This window comes from Shewanella sp. A22 (genome assembly GCF_053850585.1).
The window spans coordinates 1-14,454 of record NZ_JBSQBN010000031.1 but is presented as its reverse complement, the minus strand read 5'-3'; the positions used below and the strand labels follow the sequence as shown (position 1 = coordinate 14,454).

The 14,454-nt window shown below is 39.5% G+C and carries 12 protein-coding genes; 5 read left to right on the top strand and 7 right to left on the bottom strand.

What is annotated here, in order from left to right; all coding sequences use genetic code 11:
* Positions 1-19 precede the first annotated feature (19 nt).
* A complete protein-coding gene (locus ACWXWT_RS07880) occupies positions 20-661 on the top strand; it encodes an eCIS core domain-containing protein (protein ID WP_456041060.1) in 642 nt (213 codons plus the stop codon).
* A 363-nt stretch (positions 662-1,024) separates the two neighbouring features.
* Here ACWXWT_RS07880 and hmpA read toward each other — a convergent pair whose 3' ends face one another.
* On the bottom strand, positions 1,025-2,206 hold the full coding sequence (gene hmpA / locus ACWXWT_RS07875) for an NO-inducible flavohemoprotein (protein WP_456041059.1): 1,182 nt from the start codon (positions 2,204-2,206) through the stop codon (positions 1,025-1,027).
* A gap of 187 nt (positions 2,207-2,393) precedes the next feature.
* On the opposite strand from hmpA, the gene norR reads away from it, so the two are divergent.
* Entirely contained in the window at positions 2,394-3,965 is a 1,572-nt protein-coding gene (gene norR, locus ACWXWT_RS07870) for a nitric oxide reductase transcriptional regulator NorR (protein ID WP_456041058.1), read from the top strand.
* Positions 3,966-4,062: 97 nt separating this feature from the next.
* A complete protein-coding gene (locus tag ACWXWT_RS07865) occupies positions 4,063-4,797 on the top strand; it encodes a DUF1499 domain-containing protein (RefSeq protein ID WP_456041057.1) in 735 nt (244 codons plus the stop codon).
* Positions 4,798-5,085: 288 nt separating this feature from the next.
* Here the strand turns inward: ACWXWT_RS07865 and ACWXWT_RS07860 are convergent, their stop codons facing one another.
* The gene (locus ACWXWT_RS07860; RefSeq protein ID WP_456041056.1) at positions 5,086-6,594 is read right to left on the bottom strand and encodes an FAD-dependent oxidoreductase; all 1,509 of its coding nucleotides are present in this window, start codon (positions 6,592-6,594) and stop codon (positions 5,086-5,088) included.
* Between the two features lie 26 nt (positions 6,595-6,620).
* Positions 6,621-6,971 (bottom strand): cytochrome c3 family protein, encoded by a 351-nt coding sequence (locus ACWXWT_RS07855; protein WP_456041055.1) that lies wholly within the window; start codon positions 6,969-6,971, stop codon positions 6,621-6,623.
* Positions 6,972-7,245: 274 nt separating this feature from the next.
* Between ACWXWT_RS07855 and ACWXWT_RS07850 the strand changes: the two genes are divergently transcribed.
* Together ACWXWT_RS07850 and ACWXWT_RS07845 are read left to right on the top strand one after the other, a co-directional pair.
* Entirely contained in the window at positions 7,246-7,971 is a 726-nt protein-coding gene (locus ACWXWT_RS07850) for a FadR/GntR family transcriptional regulator (RefSeq protein ID WP_456041054.1), read from the top strand.
* 287 nt (positions 7,972-8,258) lie between these two features.
* On the top strand, positions 8,259-9,998 hold the full coding sequence (locus tag ACWXWT_RS07845; RefSeq protein WP_456041053.1) for a tannase/feruloyl esterase family alpha/beta hydrolase: 1,740 nt from the start codon (positions 8,259-8,261) through the stop codon (positions 9,996-9,998).
* A gap of 343 nt (positions 9,999-10,341) precedes the next feature.
* Here the strand turns inward: ACWXWT_RS07845 and ACWXWT_RS07840 are convergent, their stop codons facing one another.
* The 4 genes from ACWXWT_RS07840 to ACWXWT_RS07825 form a co-directional block, all read right to left on the bottom strand.
* Positions 10,342-11,349 (bottom strand): porin, encoded by a 1,008-nt coding sequence (locus ACWXWT_RS07840; protein ID WP_456041052.1) that lies wholly within the window; start codon positions 11,347-11,349, stop codon positions 10,342-10,344.
* A 74-nt stretch (positions 11,350-11,423) separates the two neighbouring features.
* The gene (locus ACWXWT_RS07835; protein WP_456041078.1) at positions 11,424-11,720 is read right to left on the bottom strand and encodes a cytochrome c3 family protein; all 297 of its coding nucleotides are present in this window, start codon (positions 11,718-11,720) and stop codon (positions 11,424-11,426) included.
* Between the two features lie 35 nt (positions 11,721-11,755).
* Positions 11,756-13,243 (bottom strand): FAD-dependent oxidoreductase, encoded by a 1,488-nt coding sequence (locus tag ACWXWT_RS07830; protein ID WP_456041051.1) that lies wholly within the window; start codon positions 13,241-13,243, stop codon positions 11,756-11,758.
* Positions 13,244-13,245: 2 nt separating this feature from the next.
* A complete protein-coding gene (locus ACWXWT_RS07825; protein ID WP_456041050.1) occupies positions 13,246-13,890 on the bottom strand; it encodes a TetR/AcrR family transcriptional regulator in 645 nt (214 codons plus the stop codon).
* Positions 13,891-14,454 lie beyond the last annotated feature (564 nt).

Here is a 14,454-nt window from a genome sequence, read left to right as displayed (position 1 = left end):
ATCAAAAAGGGAAGATATTATGGCGACTTTCAGGATGAAGGAAAAAGTGTCGAAACCCACCAAAGAGCATTTTTCGCAAGTGCCACAGAGACAAGCTAAAACCCCTAGCGCTTTGCAGGCTAAAGGCAAAGCTAACGCCGTGATTCAAGATAATCGTCAACAATCACTACAGCTTATGAAACTTAAAGCGAATTTGGGTGAAGAAGACAAATTAACCCAACATAAGTCTTACGTGGCAACCCACTCAAAGGCCTATTTTACTGTTAATCCTATCGCTAGCACTCAAACTCACCCCCTACAACGAATGCCTGATACAGCAAAGGCATTCTCAGGTGGCGGATTACCGAACCAACTTAAATCTGGTATGGAGGCGTTATCGGGAATGAGCCTAGACCATGTTAATGTGCATTACAACTCGAGCAAACCTGCCGCTGTTCAAGCTCATGCTTATGCTCAAGGTAGTGATATACATCTTGCTTCGGGTCAGGAGAAGCATTTACCTCATGAGTTAGGCCATGTTGTACAACAGGCTCAGGGAAAGGTAAAACCCACTGTTTCAATTGGTGGCATGGCTGTTAATGATAATCCTTCTTTAGAAAATGAAGCAGATCGTTTAGGGGTAAAGGCATTACAGATGAAAACAGAAACTAAAATTGATTAATTTTATTAAAGCGTTCAGCAAGCGTGATTAATATTGAATTATTTTGGTCAGTGACTTTTTGTCATTTTGTTTTGCGAGCCAATGTAACATCTAGCTAGACAAAGAATTGTTTGATAACCATTTATTATCCCGAGTTGAGGGTATGTATTATCATCTCAATCCGCTATCGATTGGCATCGTCTCATTTCTTTATATTAGCAAAAGCCAATCGAGTTGTTGCTCTCGATCAAGGCGCGATACCTAAGATCCAGTCTGAATAGTTGATACATTAAGCCTCAGGCCTTACCAAGCTGAGATAATAGCCCCTGTATTAATTGATAAAAGCCCTGGAATCATGGCCAGGGCGTTTGGGGTTGATGCTTATTAAGCCATTAATGCTTCGGATGGACCGAAAAACTCATAATGAATTTGGTTTTCTGGTACGCCTAAATCTGTGGCAATAGCTAATGCTGCTTGCATAAAACCGATTGGACCAAGGAGATAAAACTCGACGTCGCGGTCAGCAGGCAGCTGTTCAGCAATCAATGATGCGTCAATAAACCCAGTTGCATGGGGTTGGCAATGCGGTTTTGGTTGGCTATAAATATACAGGGGCTTGATGTGATCGTGGGTCATTGACAATTGATCAACATGTTGTTTGAAAGCATGTGCGTCACTGTTATTCACAGCATGAATAAAGCGAATATCTCGGCCAGAACCTGCTTCTGTATTGAGCATGCTAATGGCGGGGGAGATCCCTACTCCGCCAGTCACTAAAATTAATGGTTTGGCGTTTTTGCGCAAAACAAAATCGCCGCAAGGGCTGCGGAGCATCACTTTATCACCGAGTTGAATATTGTCGTGTAAGTGATTAGATACCACGCCATTAGGTTCACGCTTAACGCTAATTCTTAGGTAATCTTTGCCTGCTGCGTCGGATAAGCTGTAGCTACGACGCATCGACACTCCGTTAATGTTGTCAAATACTAACGTTACAAATTGTCCGGCTTCGAAATGTGGTAAACCTAGATTATCAAATGGTTGAAAATAAAATGAAGTGATTACTGCACTTTCATCTATGCGTTTAACCAAAATAAACTCACGCTCGCCTCGCCAGCCGCCCGCTTTCTGCTCGTTTTCTGTATAAACAGACTCTTCAGCAGCAATCAAAATGTCGGCTAATTGTGCATATGCTTTTGCCCATGCATCAATCACTTTATCAGTTGCTGCATCAGCTAAGACGGCTTTAATTGCCTGTAATAAGCAGCTGCCAACAGCATCATATTGGTTTGGTAAAATGCCTAATGCTGTATGTTTTTGTACTATTTTACTGACTGTAGCGCTTAAATTGCCTAGTTCATCAATATTCGCGCCGTAAGCAATTATTGCATTAGCGAGCGCTTTGGGCTGAGTGCCTTTACCTTGGTTAGTTTGATTGAAAAAAGGTAACACTTCTGGGTGCTGTGCAAATAATAAAGGGTAAAAATGACGGGTAATGTCATTAGCGTGAATTTGCAGTACCGGAACAGTAGCCTTAATAATTTTAACAGTTGCAGTGTCTAGCATTAATGATTCCTCTTAGGGAGTAAATAACGATAAGCTTCAAGTCATTACCTTGTGATTTTGTGAATAATACACACAACATGCCAAGTGTTATCTTGTTGATTAATATGACTTAAATTACAAAAGGGTTAATTTGACCTAGATCAATATATATGTCAAATTAACCTAAATTAGGTTTATTTGACTTGTTATGAACATTGTTCCCTTTATTGATATTGTAGAAGATTTAAATCGTGACTTGGCAAAGTCGGATCGTTACTTACGACTTATTTTAGCGATTAAGCGTGCAATCCCTTGTGATGTAGTGGCCTTATTAAAGCTTAAGCATGATTATTTAATGCCTGTGGCGGTAGTGGGATTAACGCAAGAAGCGTTAGCAAGACAATTTGCTGTCAGTCACCATCCCCGTTTACAACAAATATTAGCCAGCTCACACATTACTCGTTTTGATGCCGATTCGGCTTTGGCTGATCCATACGATGGATTAGTGGATGATGACAGTGGACAATTGCACGTACACGATTGTATGGGCTGTACCATCTATGTAGATGGAAAAGTATGGGGTGTGTTAACACTCGATGCGATGAAAGCGGGCAGTTTTGATGCCCTTAATCCAACCGAAACCCGAGCCTATATTGCTGGTGTGGCCGCAGCGATTAAAACCAGTGAACATATTGAAGCGCTTGAAGCTAAGATTGAACAACATCACCAAGTGGCACAAGCAATCCTTGGACCATCAACTATTATAGGTAATAGTCGTGCGATTAATGGATTACAAGCGGAAATTAGCACTGTTGCAACGAGTGATTTATCCGTCTTGATTACCGGTGAAACGGGTGTAGGTAAAGAGTTAGTCGCTAAAAGCATTCATCAACAGTCACGGCGTAATTTGCAATCTTTAGTGCAAATTAATTGTGCTGCATTACCCGAAAGTATTGTTGAAAGTGAACTGTTTGGCCATGTAAAAGGTGCATACTCTGGTGCAGTAAGTGACCGTAAAGGTCGTTTTGAACTGGCTGATGGTGGCACGTTATTTTTAGATGAAGTTGGCGAGTTACCGTTAGCCGTACAAGCCAAATTATTGCGAGCTTTACAAAATGGTGAAATACAGCGAGTCGGAAGTGACAATATCATTGTGGTTGATGTCAGAATTATTGCCGCAACCAATCGGAATTTACAGTTAGAGGTCAAAGAAGGTCGCTTTAGGGCCGATTTGTATCATCGTTTAAGTGTTTATCCTTTACCTGTACCGCCATTACGGGACCGTGGTAAAGACGTTATTTTACTTGCGGGCTATTTTTTAGAAAAAAGCCAGCATCAATTGGGTGTTGCTAAACTGAGATTACAACAAACAGCGATTGAGCAATTAATGCGATACGATTGGCCCGGCAATGTTCGCGAATTAGAACACCTACTCAGTCGTGCAACATTAAGGGCAATAAGCGAACAAGGGTGCCATGCGAGTATTATTAGTATTAACTGTGCTCATCTAGGGCTTGAGTTTGCATCGAGTGAGCCGTTGTCTTCTGCGATGCCAGACACAAATAATGTAGATAACGCTGCGCAATCGATTGAATTATCACAGGCATTAATACTTGGATTACGAGATTCAACTGATGAATATCAACGCCAAGTAATACAAGCGGTATTCGTTTTGGAGCGTGGTAATTTAGCAGCAGTTGCTCGGAAGTTAAAGCTTGATCGGAGTAATTTAATTCGCACAATGCGGCGTTTAGATATCGACCCCAATATCATTTTTTAACAGTAAACGGTTTTCTTTCGTTGAATATTTTGTGTTGTTAGAAATTTATATTGATAAATTCAGGTCAAGATAGGTTAGTTCTCTTTATTGGATGGATATGATGCAAAAAAATTATTTAGGCAATGTTGCGTTAGTGGTTGCATTGGTCGCAGTGACCCTTGCTGTCTTAATGGTATTTGGTTCATCATTGGGATTGTGGGACCCCATTGTCGGCTTTATTGCTAGTCGTAATTACAATAATCTACTGGGTTATGTGGTCGTGGTGATTGCGTTGGGAGTGTTATTCACCAGTTATAAGACTCAAAGTAAAAGTGGTAAAATAAAATCAACCCTAGCGTTATTGCTTGGCTTGGTTATATTGTTACCGAGCATTGTTGCTTTGCTCATCAAGCCAGTAAAATATCTACCCATACACGATATAACGACTAACATTCAGTCACCTCCACAATTTGAGTTTTTAACTGACAGTCGAGCCGGTGCTAAAAATACTCTGATTTATGGCGGAACTGACATTGCAGCTCAACAATTACAAGCTTTCCCAAATATTCAACCTATCGTATCTAATTTAACTGTTGATAATGCGTATAAAAAGACACTTAATATTGCTACATCAATGGGCTGGAGTATTGTCGATCAAGATCCAAAGAGCCGACGTTTTGAAGCAACCGCAAGAACTCCGTTTTTTAACTTTGCAGATGATGTTGTGGTAGTGGTTTCAGCGCACAAACAGGGAAGTCGTATTGACTTACGCAGTGTGTCGCGGATTGGCATTGGCGATGCTGGGGTTAACGCAAAACGTATTCAAGAGTTTAGTCTGCGGTTTGCTGAATAATCTCATCAATAGGGTAAACAGTAGTGCGTGAAAATAAAGCGGACCCCAATCTCTTAAAGGAATAGAGGGAGTAAAGTGACTGAGGTCCGTGTTTGTTGGTTAACTCTGCGTGTAACGATACAAAGTTAACTAAATATAACGCGTCTTATACATATATCTGACTAAACGGATTATTGATTGTCGTATCAACCATAGCCGTTAGAGATACTGCAGCCATGACTAATAGCAGTCGATTTTTTCATGTCCATTCAGTCTAAAAAGCCCCGTGAAACGGGGCTAAAGTAAAGATTACTTTTTAATTGTTTTAACTGCGTTTTCTGCAGCAATACGACCAGAGTTAACAGCGAAACCTAATGTGCTACCGCCCATAATTAAGTCATAGCTATCACCATATAAGCCACCTGCATCATTACCAGTAACGAATAAACCAGGAATAGGCGCTTTAGTTGTTGCGCTCATTGCTTGAGTTTTTTCGTTAACTTTAACGCCACCTAAAGTACCTAAGAAGCGAGGGTGAAGTTTAGTCGCATAGAATGGACCTTTGCTTACATCACGTAAGAACTTTGGCTTTTTGAAGAACTGGTCATCATTACGCGTTGCCGCAGCTTTATTGTTCCTAGCAATGGTTTCTTTCAAGATTGCTGGGTCGATCTTCATTTGTTTAGCGAGATCTTCAATGGTGTTTGCTTTGTAAACATTACCTTTGTTTCTTTTAAGCTCTTTATTGAACTCTTTATCTAGCTCTACTAATGGCGTGTTAGCATGAACCCAGTTACCTAAATGCATGTCATTACCCGACTTAACAAACTTGTCATGGGTTGCTTGGTCGTAAATTGAATATGCTGTACCGCCTAAGCGTTCTAGCGCGTTACCCGCAAATGGCCAAAGTTCAACTGATGACTCATCGGTATAGCGATGGCCTTCTTCGTCAATCCATAGGTATGGTTGAACTGCTGCAGCGATCATTTGGTTAGCAGGGTGGAAACCTTTTAAACCAGGACGGTAAGATTGCATCACGTGTACGCCTTCTTCGGCCGCGCCTGCTTTCCATGCCATCTTGATGCCGTCACCATCTTTACCCATTTGACCCACTGGGATTAATTCTGGATAAGGAGAATATTGCTTCATCATTTCTTTGTTGTTTGCGAAACCACCAGTAGAAATAATGACTGACTTAGCGTGAATGATGACATCATCACCGTCTTTATTTTTTGCTTTAACGCCAGCAATTTTACCGTCTTCAATGATCAAGTCTTGGCCAGGAGTGTTTAATAACAACTTACCGCCATTTTTTTCAAACTGTTCAGTGAACGTTTTGATCATTTGCTTTGAGTAACCATCAATTACGTGCCAAGTCATTGGTCCGCCAGCCGCACCAGCACCGATGTACTTAAATTTCACACCCATATCTTGTAGCCAGTCAATTGTTGAAGCTGACTTGTTAACGAATGCAGAAACTAAAGCTGCGTTTGCTTTCCAGTGGCTGTAATCCATGATGGTTTTAAAAGCATATTCTGGAGTAACAACAATACCTTGGTGCTGTTGTAAGCTACTTTCTGCAGCAAACAAACCTTCAGCATAGTTACCTGTACCACCATTTTTTGCCTGTTTTTCAAGGATAATAACTTTTGCACCTAACTGAGAAGCTTGTGTGCCTGCAGCCATGCCTGATGCCCCACCACCCACGATGACAATATCAGTACTCATTTCAATAGTTGCAGCCCAAGTTGAGCCGCAATTTAATAGCGTCAACGCAGATACAGCTAATACTGATTTAAAAAATGTTCGTTTTTTCATATCGACCTCTTTGAGGGTTGTAGGTATTAAGGAGTTACAAAATCAAAATTATGGCATTCTGCACAAATGGCTTCGCCAGAAGGTTTGTGTATTAGATGGCAGTCACTGCAATCAAGATTACCAAGATGTGAATCATGTGGATTTGCTTCTAATCCTTTGTCTGCGGTTAGCGCTTTTAAAGCGTCGTAACTTTCATGGCAGTTTAAGCAGCCTTCCATTTTGCCTGGTTTTTTCAAACCATCGATATGACATGACTTACATGCCACTTTGTTTTCTTTATGGCTGCCACGGAGTTCAACGGCTTGGGTGAAGAAAGTCATTGTCAATAGGGCGATAAACACAACACCGATTGATAATTTGCTAGCTAAAATATTCATTAAATTAAATCTCAATTTCCATACCTCTAAATGTATACGTTAAATGTATGACATATGGACCAATGAGTAAATCTGGATAGTAAGAACTGTCTGAAGGGTCACGAAAACTATTTTTGTGGGAATATGATCACTTTTATAGCGAATTCTTAGACCATAGGGGCTTTTAAAAAAAGTATATTTAAGATAGGAAAAATATTAGAGTTGGTTTTAGATGCTATTCTGATTGTGAAATGCTGTGGTATAATTTTTTAGTCATCAAATTTTAGGATTACTTTTGAATAATTTTAAACCCATCAAGCAAGTAAAGGCTTCTGATGAAGTCTATCAACAACTCAAATGTGCCATATTTGAGAGTCGATTTGTTGCTGGTGCTAAATTACCGTCTGAACGAGAGCTTATTGAAAACTTTAAAGTAAGCAGAACCGTTGTGCGTGAGGCTATTAAAGGCCTAGAAGCAAGTGGGCTTGTTGAAATTAAGCAAGGTGCAATGGGCGGTGCCTTCGTAAAACAAATGACATTTGAACGACTCAGTAACGTCTGCCAAGAACTCTTCTTCATGGGTAAAATGTCATTTGCTGAAGTGTGTCAGGCTAGGCTTATTATTGAGCCGATGGTGGCTCGATTAGCGGCGAAACATTGTACCCCTGAATACGCAAAACAGTTACGAGCAGCCAGTCAATCTGAAAATGATACTCTCGAATACCCTGAAACGATCGATTTGCGTCAACAAGTGCACTATATTTTGGCTGATATGTCGGACAATCGATTTTTAGCAGCCATCGTCAAGTCATTGCTAGGTGTTATACGAAATACCACGAATTCATTTGATCATGATACTGATGTTGTCCACCCAGCCGGGTTACACGATTGTGTTATTGAGGCAGTGATAGCCGGCGACGGTGCAAAAGCAGAATCAGAAATGTACCAACATTTAATGGCATTTTCCCAACGACTTGAACTCGTCGAAGAAGACTATCGCGCTAAACACAGTATTGATTAGTTCTAATATAACCATTTGATTTATTAGCTTTTTAAATATCTAATGCACTATTCCGCTGCAGATTATTTCTCTTCAACATGTACAGAGTAGGCTAAGGTAAGGTTATTGCTTTACCTACTCTGTAAATATTAATAATACAATCTTAATCGATCATATTTGTTATCAAGCTGTCGCCAATATGAAAATCTGTGACAACTCATGAACATTTGGTTGTTCAATATTTACATATAAGTATATATGTCATACGTTTAACGTATGTTTTGAACGTGTAAATATTGAGGAATAAAATGAAAATAAGAAAACTCTGGCTACCCCTATTGGCTGGTCCATTGTGTGTATCCCTTTCTGCTTGTAACAGTAGCTCATCAGATGATGAGGTTACATTACCTGTGCTTGGTACCGCATCTCCTGCTACTTTAAGTAAATGTGAAGATATTGCTGCACAATTTAATTTCAGTTCCACAGAAATTACCTTGGCTGAATTAGTGCCGGCAGGTGCTGTGGCCTATAGTGCAACTGAATCTTATAATGAACCAGAACATTGCCACATTACCGGGTTGATGAATCAACGCACGGGTGTGGGTTTGGGCGGCGAAGCCGATTATGCAATTGGTTTTGAAATGCGCTTACCAACTGATTGGAATGGGCGTTTTTATTACCAAGCCAATGGTGGGTTAGATGGCACAGTGGCTAAAGCTGTTGGTCGTTTATTAGCGTCAGAAGAGCAAGACGATGGCGCGTTACATAAAGGCTTTGCTGTACTGAGCTCAGATGCAGGGCACCAAGGCCCAGTGCCAATGTTTGGGGTCGATCCTCAAGCACGGTTAGATTACGGCTACAATGCGGTTGCAGAACTAACGCCAATGGCTAAGTCGTTAATTGAGTACGCTTATGGCAAGCAGCCAGACCGTGCTTATTTTGGCGGTTGTTCAAATGGTGGTCGTCATACTATGGTTGCGGCAACGCGTTATGCTGATATGTATGATGGCTTTTTAGTGGGTAACCCTGGCTTTAACTTACCGAAAGCGGCCTCTGCACAACTTTACGGTATTCAGCAATATGCAACGCTAGTTGATGTTGATGAAAGTAATGTTTTAGCATCATTGCAGCAAGCTATTACCCAGCCTGAATTCGCCCTAGTATCACAAACAGTACTAGCGCAATGCGACGGTCTTGATGGTGCTAGCGATGGCATGGTAAATAACCTTGCTGCTTGCCAAGAAGCGTTTAATCTAGATCGAGATGTTCCTACTTGTAGTGCAGACCGTGACGGTACTTGCTTAACGGCAGCCCAAAAACAAGTGATGAACAACATTATGTCTGGCCCGCATCACAGCCAAACCGATGAAGCGATATACAGCGATTTCCCTTACGATGCAGGTATGGGTACCGAGGATTATTTTGGTTGGGAATACTTTATGGCAATGATGCGTGATCCAGGCGCAGTTGCATTTATTTTTAGTTCTCCGCCAACACCTTATGACGGTACAACTGAGCTTGGAAGTTTTGAGTACGTGCAGTCATTTTCAATGGATGAGGCAACAGCCAAAATCAATGCTACCGACGCCAACTATACTGAATCAGGTATGGAATTCATGACACCGCCTAACCCAGAAGATCTGTCTGTGTTACGCGACCGTGGTGCAAAAATAATGGTTTTACATGGTACTTCAGACGCAGTATTTTCTGTGAATGACACCATCAATTGGTACGAAAGTGTTCAAGATGCTAACGAAAGAAAAGCTGACATCTTTGCTCGTTTGTTCCTTGTTCCTGGTATGAACCATTGCGGTAATGGCCCTGCGACTGACCACATCGATATGTTAGATGAATTAGTTCAATGGGTAGAGGAAGGTGTAGCGCCAGAAAGTATCGATGCAGCTGTACGTGCAGATAACGCTGAGTTACCTGATTCTTGGTCTAAAACCCGTACAAGACCATTATGTCCATTCCCTAAAGTTGCCACTTACAATGGTACTGGCAGTATTGAAGAAGCAGCAAACTTCTCTTGTGTTGCACCAGAATAAACATTATTTAAACGCCATAATCACTAACGCGACATGACCATAATTATTGGGTTATGAAGCGAATATGGATAGATAAAGGAGCATGAAAATGCTCCTTTTTTTTGTGCCACAGATGTTATAATACAGACATCTAAATTGTTCTTGGCACTGTGATACTACCCAAAATAGATCATACTTCGATAAGGGGTGATATCAATATTGGGGGCATTTCGTTTTGACTCTGATTTATTTGCTAATGTTATTGACGCTGAAATGGCTATTCAGTTCATTAACTCGTGTGATGACTAAAAAGAGGCTAAATGATTTTACCCATTCGCCTCTTTAGGTTTATTGTGTAGATAAGCTAAAATTTATATATGGCACCAACAGTAAAAGTCTCATCTTCTGCAAAAGATTCAAACTCATTACCACCAGTATAGTATGCGGTCTCGATAGCCAGAGCGAGCTTCTCATCTAGTTGATACTGCGCGCTAGCGATGGCTAATCCAATGTCATCTTTTTTCTCTAAATCAGAATTTCTAAGCTGATAAGAGACTCCAAATGAAATTTTATCAATGTTTTTAGACACCGCAAATCCATAAACATTTTCATCGTATCCATTGACGGAAGTTGGATGAAATGCATTTTTACTCACTTCAACGGTTGTCGCAAACTTCCATCCGTCTATCGAATAGTCTGCTCCAGCGGCGTACCTATTGTAATGGTGGTTTCCTTCATTGCCACTCAAGTTTTCATCAATACGATTATAGTTAAAAGATGCTGAGAAATTATCTTTTGAATACAATATTCTAGCAACGAGGACGTCATCATTGGCATCGTTTTGAGCATCATGGGAAACATATGCAAACTTAAAACCTATATTGCCAGCTCGGGTTTTAATTTGTGGGGTGATGTAAGCTGCAATATTGTCAGAATATTTTCCTTGCGCCCATAATTGTTTATTGGCGCTATATTTTTCACCATTTGTGAAAGGATGAATATCTGTTCTATTATATTGGTCCATATAAGCGCCGGAGTAGCCTTTTCCTAGCAATAATCCACCAAAATCACTTCTAACCAGTACGTATGCTTTGTTAATTTGGAAGTTATCGCCATCACTGACTCCGACAAAGCGATTACCACTTTCGGCATAAAATGATTCTAAATTATATGTTACAGAGTAGTTTTCGGTTTTAATGCTATCAATAAACCCTATATGACCAGTGGCGATGCCTGATTGATTATCTAATCCTGTTTTCCACATTGAGGCGACAGAAGCGGATCCATAGATCCCATCGGTTGCGTGTACTGAGCCGCAGAACAAGATCACAGTAGAGACTATAAATGCTTTTTTTAATCTAAAATTGGACATAAAAATTCCCTATCCGGCTCAGTTGAGCCGGATTCAATTATTTAAATTTATGTATTTGTATTATTTAGATGGTTCTATTTAATATTGATATTAAATTGGTGGCACTGGTTACAATATAAATTTGAATCACTATGGTTGTGATGGCACAATGTGCACCTTAACTCTCCCTGATGAGAGTCATGTATATTGAAATTACGTTCAGTTGAACCATCTATATATGTTTTCGATTCTGTAGGTTTAGAATCATGGCATTCAATACAAGTGCGTTTATTTACTTTTTTATTTGGCTTTCCTTCTTTGTGACAGTCTTTGCATTCTAATATTCTCTCGTGTTTATTAAACTCTATGGCATGCAAGCTTGAATGTAACATTCCAATTGATAATAAAAATATTAAAATGGCTTTGTTCATTTTTCACCTTTGATATATAAAGCTGCCGCTTCGGCTGATAAACGTCCACTGTTAATAGCAAAACCAACTGTGCTGCCTGCCATTAATAAATCATAAGAGTCACCATACATGCCGCCCGCGTCATTGCCTGCAGCATATAAACCTTTTATTACTTGCATGTTATTATCGACAACTTGCATTTTAGGAGTAACCCTTGCACCGCCAAGCGTGCCTAATGCGGTTGGATGTGAAATAACAGCATAATAAGGAGGCTTACTTACTTCTCTTATATATTTAGCATCTTTAACATATTCATCATCATGCTTTTGTTTTGAAAATGAATTATATTGTTTGATTGTATTTTCTAAGTTTTTACTGGGTATCCCCATTTTATTTGCTAGATCTTCTATTGAAGCCCCTTTAAATACAATGCCTTTCTTTATACCTCTATCAAGATCTTTTTCTAATCCAATTAATTTAGTTTTTACTGGCACCATTACACCTACACCCACATCAATGCCATGATTAATCATGTAGTCGCGAGTAGCGGCATCATATACTGTATACATGGTGCCTCCAATTCGTTCTAAGGCATTGCCGGCATATGGCCATTGGAATATGGCCATTTCGTTGGTGAACCTTTCACCTTGAGGGTTTACCCATAAATACGGCTGTCTGGATGTCGCTAAGATCAAAGAGGTTGTCGGTTCGCCTTTTACTCCAGGCCGGTATGATTGTACAACTTCCATACCTTCCAAAGCCGCACCAGCGCCTAACATCATGTTAATACCATCCCCCGTTTTACCAATATTTCCTACCGGTATAGCATCGGGATATCGGGTATATTTTTTCATCATCTCGTGGTTATTTAAAAAACCACCCGTTGCAATAATTACCGCTTTTGCATTGATCCGATACGTTTCACCATCAGCCTCATTTTCTGCAATGACGCCTTTGACTATACCGTCCTCATATATCAATTCTTTACCTGGTGTTTCTGTCATTAATTTGATGTTCATTTTTTCAAATTTACTTGAGAAATTGTTTATGACCGCCTTGCCTCTGCCATCAAAAATATGCCATGACTGAAGGCCTCCAGGGTAGTTAGATGTGACCTCTTTAAAGCCGATACCTTGCTCGGATAGCCAATCAATCGTTTCACTCGATTTGTCTACAAAAGCCCTAACAAGCTTAGGATTAGCGCGCCAATGACTATAGTCCATGATCATTTTAAATGATTCATCTGCAGATAAAGCAATATTTCGCTCTAGCTGCATGTGGCTATCAGCAGCAAAAAGCCCTTCAGAATAGTTTGCTGTTCCGCCAATGCTTGGTTGCTTCTCAAGAATGACGACATTTTTTACCCCTTCTAATGATGCGGCGTATGCGGCGGTAACACCTGAACCTCCTGCGCCGACCACCACTAGGTCTGTGTTAATAACCGTTTCTGCGAGAGACGGAAACGCAAAAAAGAGTGATGCTATTAGCGATAGTTTGTATTTCATAGTTATTTCCTATTTAGTAAATATTCTTCTATAAAAACAGACATCTCAACGTGATTAATAAAATCATTAAAGCAATTGTTGGCTATTAATATTGAATCAAAGCCTTTGTATACTTCCAATAATTCTGCTTTTATGCATTCGTTAAAATATGTACTGTTATTTGTTGTGGATACTAAACCTCGAGCGTATATTCTAAGTTCATTAGAGAGTTTTTTATTTCCTCCTATATCTCTTGTTATATTTTCAAAGTTTTCGTTTAATTTTATAAGGGCTGATTTTAATTTGTCTTGAGAACATCTTGAAGAAAAATCAAAAATATAACTTAACGCTGCAATCATTAATATTTTGTCTGCAGGCTGGTTTCCTTTATAACTTCTAATAACATCGTACAAACAGAATAAGACCAACTGCTCGATAGGTGTGTGTTGCTTTATTTCTATGGTGTGCTCTTGAAATTTTATTATATCTTGTATGTTGCGTTCATATATTCCAGATATTAAATCTTCTTTACTTTTAAACTCACTGTAAAGTGTTGACTTCGAACAGTTGCACGCTTTAGATAACTTTGTAAATGAAAATGATATCAACCCTTCTTTAGAAATAATTTCAGAGGCACAGTCTAATATTTTTGTGTTTATGTTATTCATAGTTACCTCTTCTGTTTTTCTATTATTGAATTTGTATCATGGGTTTTCTGTGATGGTGGTCATAACAAAAGAGTACATGTTGTACCCATGTTAATATTATGTTTTGCGTTTATAATAATGGCATTGAATTGCTTTTATATTATCTATCGATGTATTAAATATATATTTATTATGAATGTTGAATTAACGACGTTTACCCAGATAATTATTTTTAGCTACCTTATATAAATTAAAAGATATGTTGTGAACGTCTTAGGAGGATAATAATTGATGGAGAGGTTATTAGGGCCTGTTGATCTTTCAAGGTTGTTTTTGCAGCGAATTGTTGGTCATTTGTACAAAGAAGAGACTTTGTGGTGTAGTTATTCTACATAAAAAGTTGATAATGCAGTAAAAATGACCAACAAACGTTGCCCGAAGGGGTCGGCTAAAAACGTCTTATACCAATCCCATTAAATATCTGGTCAGTTCAGAGTCTCTCAGGTTTTTCAATTCAAGGCACATTGATGTAGAAATGGTTGTTGCCTTTTAAATCGATGTAACACAGAAGTGGAATACCTGAGA